Below are 17,675 nucleotides of genomic sequence, written 5' to 3'. Positions count from 1 at the left end.
ATTATTATGAATGGAAATGCTTTGACGAAAAAATAGGCATGGCCTAAGAATCTCCGGCTTCTACAAGCCGGAGAGGTTCAACAACAAATCAATGCCTCAAATAGAAATACCAACAAAATAAGAATTAATTCCAAAATTAACCCCACATATCAAATTTAAAGAAAAAATAATAAGTTTTTTAATTCAAAATAAAAATCAAAAAGTTCATATAAATTTAATTTTTTATGGGTTGGAAAAAAAGAAAGAATATTAATCAATAACCCAAAAAGTATACTTCTGATACTTCAATTAATATCAACACCTTAAAAATTGGATGATGAAAAACATTCAAAAATTTTATCAACTATAACAAATAATCAGTGATGCAACAACACAACTATTCAAAACCCAAACCACATTAAATCCCAAATCAAAATCCACCCAATATAAAAAGAAATATTAAGATAAATTATTTAAAAATAACCAAAACTTAAAACAACACCACCACAAAAAAGACAATAATGCATTGTCAATGCAAGAAAAATCTTTGAAAAAATCACCCACTTTTTGAGTGATAATCCACTAAAAAATAGCTCTGAGAAAAGTAAAAAAATACTACAAAAATCACCAAAAAGTATTACCCAGATAGCTTTTTATACTATAAAATTAAATATAATAAATGCTAATGCAAATAAAATAAAAGTTCATTGAAACGTCCTTTAGGTTGATTCACTCTATTAATCACTCCATTTAACTAACGCCTAAAGGCATGAACTTATTTTATTGAAATACTTATTTTTAAAAAATTTTTTTTCAAAGATTAATTTGCTTATTTTATTTAAAAAAGTATTACTTACCTATGCCCTAATTTGCTTAGAAAATTATATTTTTAATCAAAAAATTAAATCAAATAACTTTTCAAATTAAAATTAATATTACCTTAACTACGAAAAAAACATTGCAAAAACAACATAGATTTGCACTTCAAACATGAAAAAAAGAAATTTGAAATAAAATAATTTTCAAGTGATTTTCGAAAACCAACCCCAAACATAATGGCAAAAATATTAAAATTACGATTAAATAAATTATAGTTTACAAAAAACCATATCAAAATAATTAATCAATATTTTAAAAATATAAAAATACAATCAAAAAAATAATATTATTTACAGATACACGTACATGTAACTATAATCTTTTAGAAATCTCATCAAAAATGATTTTTGCAATCTGCTTTTTTGAAGCTAGAGGAACAGATACAACCTCATCATCAACAAGCAGGACTTCATTTTTATCAGATCCGAAATGGCAATCATCAGAAGAGATATCATTAGCTATTACCAAATCAGTTCCTGCATCAGAAATCTGTTTTCTTGCACATTTAATCATCTCATCACGAGATATGTTAAATTCAGCCTTAAAGCCAACCAAAAAAATATCAGGATTAATTTTTTTAATCTGACGTATTATTTTAGTTGTTGGTTTCAAATCAATAGATAATGATTTAGTTGAATCTATTTTTTTATCAGAACGTTTTTTAAATTTAAAATCAGAAACTGCAGCTGTAGAAATAAAAATGTCAAAATCAGGAATCAAATCTAAAATTACATCCATCATCTCTTCGCCCGTTTCAACATTTATAACATCAAAAACAGAAGGGATGCTGACAGAAACATTAGCTACAACCAAAGTCAAATTAGCTCCACGAATATACGCCTGTTTAGCCAGTTCCAAACCCATTTTTCCAGAAGATTTATTGGTAATGCCTCTAACAGAATCAATGGGCTCATATGTACCACCCATGCTTATTAAAATATTCTTTCCTTTAATGATATCAATCCTTTTTATTTAAATTTATAGTCCTTAATGATTCAAGAACAATATCTTCTTTTGATGGAAATTTTGCCTTTCCTTCATCCATCCTAGGTTTAATGAAAATAGCTGACCCTTCATCTTTAATTTTATCGATATTTTCTTTAATGGACCTATACATTGAATCATGCATTGACGGAACAAAAATAATAGGAGTGTCATGACCCTGGGCAGTAATTAATAAAGTTGAAATTGGATTGTCAGCAATCTTATGGGCAAATTTGGAAATAGTATTAGCAGTAGCCGGTGCAACCAAAATTAAATCCTCTTGAGAATATTTGACATGTTCTATACTTCCGGTTAATTTAGTTACAACACTATTGCCGGTTGCAAATTCCATTGCATTAGGATGAATAATTTCACAAGCGGCATCACTCATAAAACATTTAACATCCACATCATTCCTTCTAAATTCCCTGGCTAATTTAATAGACTCAGTAGCTGCAATACTACCAGTAACACACAATATAATCATAAAAACACCCTAAAAAAAAGAAATTATGTAATTCGAATATCAGATACGATATAATCAAATACATATAAATTTGATTCGAATTTGTCTAAAGGAGCACTATAAAGTAAAACATAAGCTTGTCCACCTTTTTCAAACCAAACAGCCTTATGTTGTTTTTGAACGCCGTTCTCATTAGAAGTGTAAATGTATTCCAAAGCATCATTGCCTGCAATAGTTGTGGAACCTGATGACACCAGATCATAATCGTTGTTGTATTTCATAGGTTCATAAGTACTATTTACAAATGTAGCGAAATCCCCTTCAACCGGTTTCTTTTCAATGTTAATATTAACTTGACCTACACCAAATGAATCAACAGAATCTGCTTTTGAAATAGCCATAATTGAATATGATGAAAGAGCATCAGAATAACCCCAATTAGAAGGATAATTTATAGTAATTCCTGATTTAGATAATGTTAAAACAGTTGTATCATTGGATTCTGCACTAACACAAGCAGCTGATACGAAAACTAACATCAATAAAAGAATCATAATACTTCCCTTAATTAATCTACCATCCATACTATCACCTTACTGAGAATTAATTCCCGCTACCTCCAGATTGGGAACTTGAAGAACTACTAGACTGTGAACCACTGTCATAACTACTACCAGACTGTGAACTACTGGAACTATCACTTGAACTACTTGGCGAATAAGCACCAGAATCAGAACTGGAATAACTACTTGAAGACGAATCCGAAGTAGTTTCAACAGAACTAGATGATGAATAACCAGAACCTGAATTAGAAGAACTGTAGTTAGAATAGGAAGTTGACTGAGTTGTTGGAGTTGTTTTATTTATTTCGAGGAATGCTGTATCTTTAACAACACCAGTTGCATTAGCTTGAGATACTGAATCAAAATCAAAATTAAAAACACCGTAAGCAACACCTGCAGTGAAACCTACAACCAATATTAACAATAACAATAATTTAAAAGTTCCACTATCCATAGAAGATTTTTCTCTACGATTATACTTTGCATCGCCTTTTTTGGGATTAATAATATATTTTTGAACTAAATCCTGCTCTTCTTTCTTTTTATTATTGGTAGGTTTTCTACTTCTTTTTTTATTTTTTGAATTATCAGCAGATTTTCCCTGCATAGATCTAATTCTTCTTGTAGCTGCTTGAGCATCAATAGAATTTAATTTATCTTCATATTTAGAACGAAAATAACTATATTTCTCAGCAGAGATTTTACCAGATCTATAATCATTTTCCAAACTGCTCATAATATTAAGAAGTCTATCTCTATCATCTGACATTCCTACCCTCCTCGAACATTATAACATTATAATATATATCCATATTAATTTATAAGTTTACCTAAAATTCAGGGTAAGAACCTAAAACTTTGAAAAAATAAGTATTTTCTTTGATTTCATTTAAAATATCCTGAACCAAAACATCATCAATATGACCATTAAAGTCCACAAAAAATAAATATTTGCCCAAACCTTCTTTAGATGGTCTTGATTCGATTTTAGTTAGGTTAATATTGTTCTTTTGAAAAATGCCTAAAATATTATACAGACCACCAGGGCGATCTTCATAAATTGAAAAAATGATTGAAGTTTTGTCTTTTCCAGTCATTTCATGATATTCTTTTGAAAGAACTACAAATCGGGTTTCATTATTGTCCATGTCCTGAATATTGGATTCCAAAATTTCCAAACCATATAATTCCACAACCTTTGCATTGCTGATTGCCGCTTTAGATTTATCACCAACAATGCTTTTGGCAGCCCTTGCAGTGCTAACCTCATAATGAGGTTGAATCTTATGATTTCTAATATATTCCTGACATTGCGCTATGGCTTGAGCATGAGAGTACACATCTTCAATATCTTCCATTTCAGTACCTGGATTGACCACCAGATTCTGATTGATTGGAATGACAATCTCATTAAATATTTTTAAATCATATTTATGGGCTAATTGATCTAAAGTAATTCCAACAGGCCCTTCAATAGAATTTTCTATAGGTACAACACCATATGAGCATTCATCAGAATGCACACTTTCCATTACTGCAGGAATAGTACAAAACGGAATTAATTCATCACCAAAGTTGCTTGCTGCCTCATGAGTGAATGTTCCTTCAGGTCCTAAAAATGAGATTAAAGAAATAAGAACCCCTCCAAAAAAAAATAAAAAAAAGATATTTAAGATTCTAATTTTTCAATTAGTCTTAAAATATCGGTTTGTGTAATTATTCCAACAACTTCATCATTTTCAACAACTGGCAAACCATTGAATCCAGTTTCCATGATGATGTTGGATACTTCAGTTATAGACATGTCTTTTGAGACAAAAGTTGGATTTATAGACATTATGTCTTCAACTAAAAGTTCTTTAATTTGAGATTTCTGATATTTTTCCGGAACTTTTTTCCTAAAGTCAATGAAAGCTCTCATTAAATCTTTAGATGTAATCATTCCAACAAGTGCATCATCATCTACAACAGGTAACCTTCCAACATTAGTTTCAAGCATTTGTCTTCTTGCATGAACAATTCTTTCAGTTGGAGATACAACTGTTAACTCTTTAGACATTATTTCTTTTACAGTAATCTTATCAAATGCAATTCCAACGGCAAGGGTAACAAAGTCTGCTTTTGATACTATTCCAACCATTTTATCTTCATCCATAACTGGAACAGAACCAATACCTTTATCCAACATTATTCTTGCTACTTCATCCAATTGCATTGTTTGAGGAACTGTAATAACATCTTTAACCATTACAGATGAAATATGAAGTCTTGATGCAGGCATACTCTCATATTTTGATGAACCAAGTTTATTAGCGATGTCTCTTTCTGAGATAATACCTACTAATTGCTTGTTATTGGTTACAGGTAAACGAGATACATTATGTTTACGTAATAATTTTAATGCATCAGAAAGATTTTGATCTTTATCTATAGTAATTATATCCTCAGACATCAAATTCTTAATTTGCATATTATCATCTCCTTTAAAATGTTTAATATCTTTTAACTGCTCTTAAAATGTCTCTTTCAGTGATAATTCCCATTACTTTATCATCTTTAACTACTGGAACACCACCAATATTCTTTTCAGCGAATAATTCACACAATTCACCAATAGTCATGTTTGGTTCAATTGTGATTGGTTCAGTGACCATTATTTCTGAAATTACTGTTTCTAAAACATCAGTAGCCAAATTGGAATTTAAATTATCGAATAATTCTTTTGCATTTAAGAATCTAATAATGTCGGTAGAAGTAATAATACCTAATAATTTTTTAGCTGCTTTAGATATATCAGCTTCTCCACCGACAACCGGAATTCTTCTTAAACCGTTTCTTACCATGATTTTACATGCACTTTCAAGAGGAGTTCCAGGAGTGGTAGTGAATACTTTAGTACTCATGTAATCCTGTGCGGTTTCTCTAGAAGCCACACCAGCCAAGGATAATGCAATATCCCTTTCAGTTACAATACCGACAAGTTTATCATCACCATCAACAAGAGGAATAGCACCTAACTGATTAGATAACATTGTTTCAATAGTTTCGCCAATTGAAGCTTTTTTAGATAATGAAACTACGTCACGAGTCATGATTTCCCTTACAGGTTCATTGATAGCTGCTAAGAAGTTGTCTTCGTATTTTTTCTCAATAATGTTAAATTTACTTCCTCCACCAAAGAAGTCTAATATATCCATTACTGTAACAATACCTAACACTTTACCAGAACCAGGATCGGTAATTGGTAATCTTCTAAATTCATGTTCCATCATTACTTTAGCAGTATCTTTGATACTTTTTGAAGGAGGAATTGAAATTACATCTCTTGATGCAATAGCCATGATGTCTCCTTCTTTATCATGAACTTTAGTTTCACGTTCGATTGCGCCTGTGTTTGATTTTCTGTTAATGGATGTTTTATCTTTCATTTTCACACCTCTACTATAATTATATCACTTTTTAAAAATAAAATCACACAATTAAAAACAAAATTACTCAATATCCAGAATTTTATGAATTTGAGGGATGGTGGAAACTTCAAAATATTGCCCAACAATCTCTGAAAACTCAAATAATTTAAAATTAAGGTCCTTCCATTCGTTTAATGGACTAGAAGGTTGGATAATTATTTGAAGATCACTTTTGCTTGAAATATTATCGGATAATTTTTTGATTACCTCTTTAAATGATTTTATTTTTGTTGAAGGCAATATAACTACTTTACAATATACATTTTTAGACTTCGCCATTAATAAATTTAGTGATTTAATTTCATTGAAAAAAATTTCATCATCAAAATCACCATCAAAATGCTCAGGCAATTTAATATCCAATGAAACCATGTCCAATTTTTCGATTGAATCAATATTATCCGGCAAAGTACCGTTAGTTTCAAGCATTATCTTCAAATCCGTTAATTTTGAAACTTCATTAATGAAGTCTGGATACAGACTAGGTTCACCTCCAGTAAATGAAATGCTTCTGCAATCAGGAGTTAATAATTTATTTATTTCATCATTTACTTGCTGTGGTGTCATTAACTTGCCTGATTTTTCAGATTTACTATCATTGGTGTCGCAATAATTGCAGTTTAGATTGCATCCCGCAAATCTAACAAATATTTGTCTTTCACCTATCAATAATCCTTCACCCTGAAAGGATGAAAAAATCTCAATAATTGGAGCTTTCATCATAAATCTTTCCTGTACATCGCTCCCTGACCGATTCCTTCATTTACACAAACTGAAACATATTCCAAATTGTCATAAGTTTCGGATAATTTTTTAGCCAAAGTTTCTGCAAAAAATTTAGACAATTCTTCAGCTGAAGTATAGGGCAATGGTAAAAATACACAGTCAACTGCAGGAACAGAATAACCTTTACCATCTATTTTAAATCTAACAGAATTTTGTTCTTTTAAATCAAAAATTGAATCTTTATTCTTATCAAATTCCTTAAATTCTATCAAATCATTGTAAACAGGAATCAACAATCTGTGGTCCAGTTCGTCACAAATTGCCTTAGTATAATCTTTAACATCTTTAAAATCAACTACAAACTCGAATTTTCCTGCCCTTTCACCTTCAATTTCAATATCAACAAAATATGAATGACCATGAATAAATCCGCAGGATTCATGGCCCGGAATTACATGGGCAGAAGAAAATCTTAAATTTGATTGAATACCATTTATTAAAATTTTCATCCTAACACCTTAGTTTTACTTATATCGTTTTCAATTGTTTTTAATTCATTAATAAAATTTTTTACAGTTTTATTAATTAAATCCAATAAATTATTTTGATTGAATACTTGTTCACCATTAACTTTAATATCATAAAGACCAATTGTTTCAACATCACTTGGAGTTCCTTTATCCTCCAAGTTAAGGGCAAAGTGTATTTTTGCAGAGCTTAAGGAAATGCTTGCTATTGAGATAGAGAGTTTTCCACCATCAACAAATATATCATCACCTTCCCTTTTTGTTTGAATTCCATATTCAGTTAAGATTTCTCTAAAAATCATCACCAATAATCTTTGTCTTAAATAAGCAACCCTCATATTCGGGGGTTGTTGGTCAAAGAACTCACAAATAAAATTGACCATATAATTAGATTTGATTTCAAGACCCACATCAGCAAAATCCTTTAAATTATCCGGAGTAATATTTACAGGACCAATCCAAGTTACAATTGATGATCCATATATTCCGAATTCTTGAAAAGCCCATGAAGGATTAATTTGGCTACCATCATATTCAAAAATTTCATCAATATGCTTGTGAGTAATATCCATGATAAAAACCTACAATTATTAAATTACCTATTAATATTTAGTTAAAGGTATTAAAAAAAGTATCGCATTATATACAACATCATATTAATATATAAATAATCATATTTGGTCAATTTTGTATAGATTTCAAAAAATAAATTTGTGCAAATATGAATGAAAAATAAAATAATTGATTTTTGAATTAATTAAAATTAGTTTTAAAAAAAACAATGACAATATTATTAATCGTAAAATCAATTTAAAAAAATCATATGATTTTTTGCAAATACCAACTAGACACCAGTCTGCCAATTGTCTTTTTGGTCTGCACCATTTCTGTTCACACAATTCTTAAATTAAAACCCTTTTTTTAAATAAAGTAATATTTGCTTCTTTTTAAGATTTTAAAAAATTTTTAGAAATCGGCTTTTAAAGACCAGTTCATAAAGACATATCCTAAAAAAATCAAAACATTACGATTGAACTACCTCAACTTTATAGAAGGTGAGGATTCTTACTTCACGGGCTGTATACTCCATTGAGTATAGGATTACCATGATATCCCCCTCGTCCCAAAGGTTCAGACAGATTCAATTAATATTGCTTTTTTAACTTGGTTATCGTTGAAAAAGTTTAATTAATTTTTTCACTGCCATTTATTATTTTTTTTGTTATCTGGTTATTTAAATTTCATCAGAGAGCATTTGAAAAGTAATGCTCTCATTGTTGCAATTCATCCATGACTTGCAGAAATCATGGTATTCTTGCACTAATTAGATAAACTCATACAAAATATATAAAAAATGTTTAGATACTTATCATTTTACATCTCCAACATCCAATAATAATTATTCATAATTATATCAAACAATAATTTTTTCACTACCTATCACACAGTTAAATATTATTAAATATATAACATAAAATTATGAGTATTAAGGATTTGTTTTCAGATGAAAAGGTGAACACAGGTAGGCAAATGGAACTTGATATAGCAAAAGGCCTTTCAATTATTTTTATGGTTTTTATTAATTTCCTGATATTGGTTGGGGATTTTAATCATTCAATTAGTTTTATATATAATATTCTTTTTGCAGATGTTTTAGGAGGACCTTGTCCGGCTCCAATTTTCATGTTTTGTATGGGAGTAGGTATTGTCTATTCAAGGCATAGCCAATGGGACACCATGATTAAAAGAGGATGCATTTTATATCTTACAGGCATTTTAGTGAATTTATTTGAATATGTTTTACCTTACTTTACAAGCGGTTCACTATTGGGCAGGTGGGATCTTTACCATATCCATGGCGGATTAATATTCTTTTTTTGTGGGGTTTTAATATTTGCAGGTTTGTCTTTCGTTTTAATAGGCATTCTTAAGAAATTTGAACTTTCAAACAAATGGCTGATTATCATAGCATTGGCAATGTCTTTAATTGGTAGCCTCTTGAGATGTGTTGATTTCGGCACACCAGTTTTAAATATATTCATTGGTTATTTCATTGGAACCAATACAGAATATACAGCATTTCCATTATTTAACTGGTTTATTTTTCCAATTTCAGGATTAATATGGGGACAATATTTCATCAGAGTTAAAAACAAAGCACAATTCTTTAAATACTGGCCAATTTTTATTATATTGGTTATAATATATTTCGGACTATCTCCAACATTATGGGGAAAAGAACTATTTTCCAGCAGAGGGGTACTGTATTATTACATGACAACATTGGACGCAATATTGTGTATAATCTATATTCATGGAGTTATGGGGCTTTGCTATTATTTGGCTAAATATTTGCCGGATAGAATCAATAAGGTATTTTCAACATTAAGCAGCAACATCAATAGAATTTATATTGGACAATCATTTTTCATACCTTTAACAATAATAGGTTTAGCTTATATATTTAAAGATATTCTATTTACCGATTTGACATGTGCCATATTTTCAATATTAATTTTAATCGTATCTACAGCCTGTGCTATATTGTCTAAGAAATTAAGAACTGGTTGAAGTGAATATTTTCTCTAGAAAAAATTTAAAACATATTCTTACTTCAACTATTTTAAATCATATCTTAAATAACTTAGGAAAATCTCTACACTATTTAGACAAACATCAAAAAATCAGGAAAAATCAACAAAATATAGTTTTGGACAAAAAATTTTTTAGTTAAAGTCTATGAATTTATTGATAAAATTCTGGGAATAATGAAAATTGAATATCAATCACTCGTAAAATAAGCAAATACTTTGAAAGATTTCTTGGAATCCAAATATCTCATCAAACAATTAAGATTTCGATTTAATTTATGAAAATCTAAAAAAATTATTAAATTATTCATTTGATAGATATATAATTTAAAATATATAAATAGAATGTTAAAAAAAATTCCATCCATTACAGATTCATAATACCTAAACTTAATTTGAACAGATAATATCCATATAACGAACTAAACAAACTCGTCAATATTAGTAAAATTTTAATTAATTAAAATTAAAAATTAAAACTAGGAGTAAAAATTATGAAACAAGTAAGAACAAGAGATTTCATTTACACAAGCGATGATTTGTATTTCGCATCCACCAATTACATCCATCCAGAAAACCGAGTCATTTCATTTTTAAGATATGTTCCAGATCCTAAAGGAGACCGTGAAAAAGACGGTAAACGTTATAGAAAAGTAGGATCAGAAGAAGCATACTCATATTTACGTGAAAACTATCCTGATTATTTGTATTTTTCAGAAGTTACCAATGTTGAAATGATGGGAGTTCCATTGGAAAAGGTTGAAAAAATAATAAAACCTGAAGAAAGGCTTTTAGGCCTTAAAAAGACTTTTGATGAAGGAGGAAAAGTTAAAAATCCTGAATTGATTGCAAAATTAATGGATGTTGCCGACTTTTTCCATTTCATGGCAGACATTCCATATGACCATCTGGGAATTTCAGGTTCAATCCTACCCGGCCTTCAAAAAAGTGATGTAAGCGACCTGGACTTTGTCGTATATGGCCTTGACAATCACAGAAGAGCAATCGCCGCTTTTAAAGAACACCGTGGAAAAGAAGTATACATCGAAGAAGTCGACAAGCACATTACCGTTGAAGGAATCACCAACGATTACTGGGATTTTGTTTATGATAAAAGAATGTTTGACGAAAGCCTTACAAAAGAGGAATTCAGATGGTATGAAAACAGAAAAGCAAACAGAGGAACAATCAACGGAACTTTATTTGACATTCTAGCAACCAAGGATTATGATGAAATTGAAGGTGTTTGGGGAGATACAGTATATGAGCCTCAGGGAATAGCAAAAATCGAATGTGATATCGTAAGCGCACTTGGAGCATTCGACAATCCTTCACTTTATACAATTGAAAATGTTGAAGTTCTTGACGGCGTTGATTTCCCATTGACTGAAGTTGTTTCATTTACACACACCTATGCCGGCGAAGTTATTGACGGTGAGCATGTAATTGCTAAAGGCAAAGTGGAAAAGGTCATTATAAATGGTGAATTTTCACATTACCGCATTGTTGTCGGAACTACCCGTGAAGCAATTGATGAGTATTTGAAGCTTAAGGAAAGTCCAGCTTAAATAATATTTCTAGGATTGTAATTCTTTAAACCAAAAAAATCAAAGTGGATTTGAAAAAGGGTGATGTGAATGTCAACACCCAATGCAGAATAACAATTCAAATAGAAAACAAAAAATAGAATTCTCAAAAAAATAGTCAATTAATGTCTATATTTATCTCAAATATAGTAATAATATTTGGATAATATGTCACCAGCAAGAGCATAATTATCTCCACAATCCTTACCTCACTCAAATTAGTTGTATGACCGGAGACATCATTCAATTCAAATGAAATGGGGATGCATAATGAATAAGTATTAGTTAATTCAAACATCCTACTTATCACCTCCATTTTTACATTAGAGGCTAATTTAAAATTACATTATGCATCAAATCGTGTTTAAAGCTTATTAAATCCATTAAGTAAAATTGCTTAGAGAAAAACAGATATATAAACTTTACTGAGATTATTCTTTAAAAACAAGAAACAATACTAATAAAGAGTATCCTCCAAAAAAAGATAATTGTCAAATTTTTTAAACAAACACTAAAAATTTAGGACACAGATTATTAATTTTTCACTATTTATACATTATAATAGCATTCATTTAAAAAAAATAACAAATGTAACGGCTATTCAAATCATTTCAAGAAAAAATAACACAAGTTAAACAAATTTAATACAATAATATATAAACTTCAAATACCTAAATAATAGTATTAAATTTAATGTGATTATATGACAGAACAGAAAAAATCAGAATGGAATAGTAATCTTGCATTTATGATGGCAATGATTAGTTCTGCTGTCGGTCTTGGAAACATATGGCGTTTCCCAAATGTTTTATACTCCAACGGTGGAGGATCATTTATGATTCCATACATCGTTTCAATATTTCTTTTAGGAATTTCATTTGTTTTAGTGGAGTATGCCGTCGGATTCAAGTTCAAAAGATCAATTGCAAGAATATTATATTCAATTAATGAAAAATTAGAACCTGTAGCATGGTTTATACTGATTGTTGTATTCTTAATTACGACCTATTACGTTTGTGTTGTCGGATGGGATTTAATCTATATATTCCTAAGTTTTACAAAAGCATGGGGATCAAACCCTGACCTATACTTTACTAATTCAGTATTACACTCTACAGATTCAATATCCGGATTTTTTACTATCGTACCAGTTGTCCTTGCTTCAGTATTTGCCATTTGGTTTATAGCATGGTTTATCATCAAAAGAGATTTGAATGATGGAATCGGTAATGTAAGTAAAATTTTATTACCTATACTTTGTGGAATTGTTGTAGTTATTGTTGCATTCTCATTAACTTTACCAGGTGCATCAGCAGGTTATACACAAATTTTCACACCAGATTGGTCGGCGTTGGGCAATTTAGATGTATGGTTAGCAGCATTCGGACAAATCGTATTTTCCCTAAGTTTAGGAATGGCAATTGCAATGACATATGCAAGTTATCTGCCTGATGGTTCAAAATTAGTAGATAACGCAATAATCGTAGCATTTTCAAACTCCGGTTTTGAAGTGTTTAACTCAATTGGAATTTTTTCCATTTTAGGATTCATGACCGTGACAAGCGGAATTCCATTTAATGAACTTGTAACATCCGGAACAGGACTTGCATTTGTAGTATTCCCACAAGTATTCAATACAATGGGACCTGCAGCATATGTAATTGGACCTTTGTTCTTTTTATGCATCTTATTTGCAGGAATCACATCCGTTATTGCACTACTTGAAGGAGTATGTTATTCAATTTCTGAAAAGTTCCTTATCGAACGTAAAAAAACCGCAACCGTAGTTTGCATTATTGGATTTTGTATTTCAATTATTTTTACAACAGGCATTGGAAGTACAATTTTAGGAATCTTCGATGCATTTTTAAATAACTTCGCATTATTATTTGCAGTACTTCTTGAATGTATAGTATTTGGTTGGATTTACAAATTTGATGATTTAATCGAGACCTTGAATGCTCATTCAACAATTAAAGTAGGAAAAACTTGGAAAATAGTCATCAAATACATTTTACCTATTTGTATCCTAGGTCTTTGGATACAGGGAGTGGTTTCAACCATTAATGAAGCAGATACCCTAAGTTCAATCGTAATGTTAATATTAACAATTGTGGTGATAGTGGTTCCATGTATTATTGCACTACTGCCTGCACGTAATAAAAATTACTACGAAGATAAAATTTACTCAAAATAGCTAAAATATTAGCTATTCTCTTTTTTTATTTAATTTTAAAGAATTTAAGACATTTATTACTTCTAAATATTTATATTATTAAATTTAAAATAATATTACACAATTTTAGAGGTTATAAAAATGATAAATATATCAACAATTAAAACACATATGTTCTGTCCAAGAAACCTATACATCCAAACATACGTAGATAAAGAGGAAGAGAACAATTACCAATTAGCTATCGAGATTAAAAAACTCAAAATCGACATTCAGGACTTGATTCAGAAAAATTTGCGCAAAATTAAAAAGGAAATGGAACTATCCGAAATCGAAAAAGAATTATCTGAAAATATCGACACATTCATAAAAAGCAATGCCGATGCGATAATATCAATGAATCTGGACATGACCTCCGACCAAGTCAATGAAATAATCGACAATACTTATTTTAATATAAAATTAACAGCTTTAAAAATAAAACAGGCCATGAATATGTACCAAAAAGATGCCTTTGCCATTACCGACATGTTTTTTCCAAACTGCATGTATTCCTATTTATTAAAAGACCAAAAACTGGAATTGATTGGAATATGTGATAAAATAGAAATAATTGACGGCAAATATTATCCAGTGATCATTAAAAGTTCAAACCCTCCTCTAAAAGGTGTTTGGGACCAGGATGCCATAGAATTAGTAGCTCATGCAATACTTCTTGAAGAGGAATTCGAAACCGAAGTTTTTGTTGGCTTTGTATATTATGAAAAAATTGATGAAAAAAGACCTGTTGTGATGGATGTGAACTTAAGAAAAGGGTTGTTTGAAGTAATAAGAGAAGTTAAAGAAATTACTGAAAATAAAAAGCTTCCGAACGTGAAAATGAATCCAAAAAAATGCAGCAAATGCGGGTATGAAAATTTCTGTCTTAAAGGTTAAGTTAAGAAGGGAGTTAAAAATAACTCCCCTATATGTCCATAAACATGAAAAAAATTAATATTTTATATTATCTCCAAGTTTTTTAATGTCAAACACTGCAGTATCTGCAACAGACATCACTGCAAGAACTCCAGCTTGGATAGGATCTGTAATAATTAAATCTGCATATTTGGTTACGCTACCAGGCATATTAAGAGAAATTACAATCAAATTTCCATTTTCTTTAACTTTTTTTACAGATTCTGTAATTTCACCACCCATAAGGGAACCTGCCAAAACCAGTGCAGTAACACGGGGAAGCCTTGAAATAGCCTCAATAGCTTCAGCCAAATTTTTTTCTCCAACTAATGGAATAGTATCAATACTTATACGCTCACCACGTATATTATGTCTGTCAGCTTCAGTGATTGCACCTTTAGCTACTTGGGAAACTTGTGCTCCCCCACCAACGATAATTATACGTTTTCCATAAATATCCAATTGGGAACCGTGCAATTCAACGGATTTGATATCTTTAATATTTTCCAAATCCGAAAGCAAATCATCAATATTTTCAACATGCTCCAATTCCAAATTGATAGATCCCATATTATTTTTTTCAACAAAAAGATGAACGTAACTAATATTAGCACCATGAGAAGTGATAACATCAGTAATATTATCTAAAACTCCTTTCTTTTCGTATGATTGGATAGTTAGCGTATAATCATTCATTTTTTGGCCTAATTTTATCTAATTCAGCATGCGCCCTTTTCCACATGCTTAAAAAATTATCATTTTTAGTAATAGGAATAACTTCAAGACCTAAATCCCTATGTTCAGCAATCCATTCTTCATGAAAAACTGGTATTTCAATTTTAATTGGTTCAGAGGTTTTATTTACAACTATGAGATTTCTATAAGGAAAATCCCACTCAACAATGTATCCTCCAAGACTTACCATGTGATACGGCCTCATTACAAATTTCAAAATAATCACCTCATAATAATCCAAGCACAATAGCCAATATTCCAAGTAATGTTGATCCTAAAATTGTTGGCAATAACTGTCTATTTGTAAATACTGGACTGAATGCTGATAAGATTCCCATCATAAATACGAATATCAATGCGACTGCAATATTGACTAAAATTCCCCATGAAAGAATTGTTGGCGGCACTCCAATAAACAATACTGAAAAGATTGCACCAAGTACAAACATGAAAAATCCTCTTGTCAGATAAACAACAGCCCTATATTTTGCAGCATATTCCATGTATGGTCCTTCAATAACATCGCTTTTAGCCTTAATTATTGAAAATGGATATTCATTTAAAATTATCATATATCCAATGAAGAACACAATAGCTGCAATTGCACCAGATGCTGTAAATAAAAACGGACCATTAGCATGTTGATATGCGGCAATGTCTGATAAGAAAATGCTTCCAGCAGCAGTTACCGGAGCAAATAAGGCCAAATACAATGGAAATGATCCATAAGTAATCATCCTTAATGACCTTTTAGCACTTATATCTTCAATAAATGATCTGTTGGAGTTTAAATGAGTAGCGCCCTTTATTTTATCAGGGAATGGCATCCTAACTGACATGACAGATTTGGATAATGCTCCCATCAAAACATAGCATATTTCTTCCACCTTTAAAAATCCGACGACAGCCACTAAACTTGCAAGTGCCGGAAATTGATAAGCTTGAGGAGTTAATGCAATAAGAACACATAAAACAACAATAAAGCAGATTATTGGCAATGACTTATATAATCCCGGAACAGGAGATGAAACTTCAACATTTTCTTTAAACATGAATTTGATTGGAGCCATTACACCTGGAGCAAGAACGACAGGTCCAATTCTCTGTTGAATTCTAGCATGAATATATTTCCTTTCAATTCCTGGAAGTAGTGTTGAAATTAAAAAGCAAACAAGCACTGTGCCAATTACTGCAAGAATTGAGTTAACGAGTGTATTTTCAAACATAATCTATCTCCTTATTATTTCAATTGCTCTATCAGAACATGTGAAACATGGGTCACACTGTACAATACAAAGCTGAGCATCAGTAATCTGATCACCAATGCATGCATATTGCATAGCACCAATATTGGACATTGATGGAGTTCTGATAATTGAGTGTCTTACCCTACCGCTTTCAAGAGCATAAGAATGATATAATGTTCCCCTTGGAACTTCTATGTAACTTTCAGTAATATCAGTGTCAAACATTTCCCAATCCCTGTTAACTACCTTACCTTCAGGGATGTTAGCAATAGCCTGACGAATTAATTTAATTGATTCAAATGATTCTAAAGCCCTCATCAACAAATTGGATTTGACATCACCATCAGGTTGAGTGACCACATTAAAATCAAATTCATCATATTCAAACATTGTTGTTCGGAGGTCTCTTGCAACACCGGTTGCCCTTAAAGTCGGACCGGTTACAGCCAATTTGATAGCCTGCTTTTGAGGAAGAACACCAATTCCCGAAATCCTTGACATTACAATAGAATCGGAAGTGAATCTTTCGGCAAAATCAGTAAGCCCTTCTTCTATCTTATCCATATCATTTTTTAGCCTTAATAATTTGGCTTCATCCAAATCACATCTAGGCCTTACTCCACCTAAAACAGAACAGCCATACTGAACCCTGTTTCCTCCAATCATTGCAAGCAGTTCCATTACAATTTCCCTTAAATAGAACACTCTCATTGAAAATGTTTCATGGGACAATACTTCACAACCATGCGCCAAATACAAGAAGTGTGAATGTAAACGTTCAAGTTCCCCCAT

General features: G+C 30.8%; 18 protein-coding genes. 4 read left to right on the top strand and 14 right to left on the bottom strand.

Translation table 11 applies throughout. The features are described from left to right. Positions 1-1,170: 1,170 nt before the first annotated feature. The 10 genes from QZ143_RS07085 to QZ143_RS07040 all read right to left on the bottom strand — a co-directional run bounded on the left by QZ143_RS07085 (position 1,171) and on the right by QZ143_RS07040 (position 8,166). Positions 1,171-1,785: a phosphopantothenoylcysteine decarboxylase gene (locus tag QZ143_RS07085; protein WP_292882632.1), complete on the bottom strand. Its 615-nt coding sequence runs from the start codon at positions 1,783-1,785 to the stop codon at positions 1,171-1,173. Between the two features lie 31 nt (positions 1,786-1,816). Beyond that, on the bottom strand, positions 1,817-2,329 hold the full coding sequence (locus tag QZ143_RS07080) for a flavoprotein (RefSeq protein ID WP_292609758.1): 513 nt from the start codon (positions 2,327-2,329) through the stop codon (positions 1,817-1,819). A 23-nt stretch (positions 2,330-2,352) separates the two neighbouring features. Next, positions 2,353-2,892, bottom strand: coding sequence for a PsbP-related protein (locus QZ143_RS07075; RefSeq protein ID WP_292609759.1), 540 nt, complete (start codon positions 2,890-2,892; stop codon positions 2,353-2,355). Positions 2,893-2,911: 19 nt separating this feature from the next. Then, positions 2,912-3,640: an endoglucanase gene (locus QZ143_RS07070; protein WP_292609760.1), complete on the bottom strand. Its 729-nt coding sequence runs from the start codon at positions 3,638-3,640 to the stop codon at positions 2,912-2,914. Positions 3,641-3,701: 61 nt separating this feature from the next. Next, a complete protein-coding gene (gene pheA / locus QZ143_RS07065) occupies positions 3,702-4,538 on the bottom strand; it encodes a prephenate dehydratase (RefSeq protein WP_292882635.1) in 837 nt (278 codons plus the stop codon). A 2-nt stretch (positions 4,539-4,540) separates the two neighbouring features. Continuing rightward, positions 4,541-5,341 carry a CBS domain-containing protein gene (locus QZ143_RS07060; RefSeq protein ID WP_292882628.1) on the bottom strand — a complete coding sequence of 267 codons (801 nt, stop codon included), beginning with the start codon at positions 5,339-5,341 and terminating at the stop codon, positions 4,541-4,543. Positions 5,342-5,363: 22 nt separating this feature from the next. Then, positions 5,364-6,299 carry a CBS domain-containing protein gene (locus QZ143_RS07055; protein ID WP_292609762.1) on the bottom strand — a complete coding sequence of 312 codons (936 nt, stop codon included), beginning with the start codon at positions 6,297-6,299 and terminating at the stop codon, positions 5,364-5,366. A 63-nt stretch (positions 6,300-6,362) separates the two neighbouring features. Further along, positions 6,363-7,061: a 7-carboxy-7-deazaguanine synthase QueE gene (locus QZ143_RS07050; protein ID WP_292882624.1), complete on the bottom strand. Its 699-nt coding sequence runs from the start codon at positions 7,059-7,061 to the stop codon at positions 6,363-6,365. Next, entirely contained in the window at positions 7,061-7,576 is a 516-nt protein-coding gene (locus tag QZ143_RS07045) for a 6-carboxytetrahydropterin synthase (RefSeq protein WP_292609764.1), read from the bottom strand. The genes QZ143_RS07050 and QZ143_RS07045 overlap by 1 nt, the downstream gene beginning before the upstream one ends. Continuing rightward, the gene (locus QZ143_RS07040) at positions 7,573-8,166 is read right to left on the bottom strand and encodes a DUF366 family protein (protein ID WP_292609765.1); all 594 of its coding nucleotides are present in this window, start codon (positions 8,164-8,166) and stop codon (positions 7,573-7,575) included. The genes QZ143_RS07045 and QZ143_RS07040 overlap by 4 nt, the downstream gene beginning before the upstream one ends. A 907-nt stretch (positions 8,167-9,073) precedes the next feature. On the opposite strand from QZ143_RS07040, the gene QZ143_RS07035 reads away from it, so the two are divergent. From QZ143_RS07035 to cas4, 4 genes are all read left to right on the top strand, one after another. Next, positions 9,074-10,165, top strand: coding sequence for a heparan-alpha-glucosaminide N-acetyltransferase domain-containing protein (locus tag QZ143_RS07035; protein WP_292882621.1), 1,092 nt, complete (start codon positions 9,074-9,076; stop codon positions 10,163-10,165). 514 nt (positions 10,166-10,679) lie between these two features. Further along, positions 10,680-11,753 (top strand): DNA polymerase subunit beta, encoded by a 1,074-nt coding sequence (locus QZ143_RS07030; RefSeq protein WP_292882618.1) that lies wholly within the window; start codon positions 10,680-10,682, stop codon positions 11,751-11,753. Between the two features lie 721 nt (positions 11,754-12,474). Continuing rightward, positions 12,475-13,968 (top strand): sodium-dependent transporter, encoded by a 1,494-nt coding sequence (locus QZ143_RS07025; protein WP_292882615.1) that lies wholly within the window; start codon positions 12,475-12,477, stop codon positions 13,966-13,968. 120 nt (positions 13,969-14,088) lie between these two features. Further along, positions 14,089-14,883, top strand: a complete 795-nt coding sequence (gene cas4 / locus QZ143_RS07020; protein WP_292609769.1) for a CRISPR-associated protein Cas4 — start codon at positions 14,089-14,091, stop codon at positions 14,881-14,883. A 54-nt stretch (positions 14,884-14,937) separates the two neighbouring features. Here cas4 and QZ143_RS07015 read toward each other — a convergent pair whose 3' ends face one another. From QZ143_RS07015 to QZ143_RS07000, 4 genes are all read right to left on the bottom strand, one after another. After that, positions 14,938-15,597: a DUF5612 domain-containing protein gene (locus QZ143_RS07015; protein WP_292609770.1), complete on the bottom strand. Its 660-nt coding sequence runs from the start codon at positions 15,595-15,597 to the stop codon at positions 14,938-14,940. Beyond that, positions 15,590-15,853, bottom strand: coding sequence for an energy-converting hydrogenase B subunit P (locus QZ143_RS07010; protein WP_292882610.1), 264 nt, complete (start codon positions 15,851-15,853; stop codon positions 15,590-15,592). The genes QZ143_RS07015 and QZ143_RS07010 overlap by 8 nt, the downstream gene beginning before the upstream one ends. Before the next feature lie 10 nt (positions 15,854-15,863). Further along, positions 15,864-16,862: an NADH-quinone oxidoreductase subunit H gene (locus QZ143_RS07005; RefSeq protein WP_292609772.1), complete on the bottom strand. Its 999-nt coding sequence runs from the start codon at positions 16,860-16,862 to the stop codon at positions 15,864-15,866. 3 nt (positions 16,863-16,865) lie between these two features. Continuing rightward, on the bottom strand, positions 16,866-17,675 hold an 810-nt coding region (locus tag QZ143_RS07000), incomplete at its 5' end, for a hypothetical protein (protein WP_292882607.1).

Source organism: Methanobrevibacter sp. UBA188, from assembly GCF_905234905.1.
Lineage (GTDB): Archaea > Methanobacteriota > Methanobacteria > Methanobacteriales > Methanobacteriaceae > Methanocatella.
This window is presented reverse-complemented; position numbering and strand designations above follow the sequence as displayed.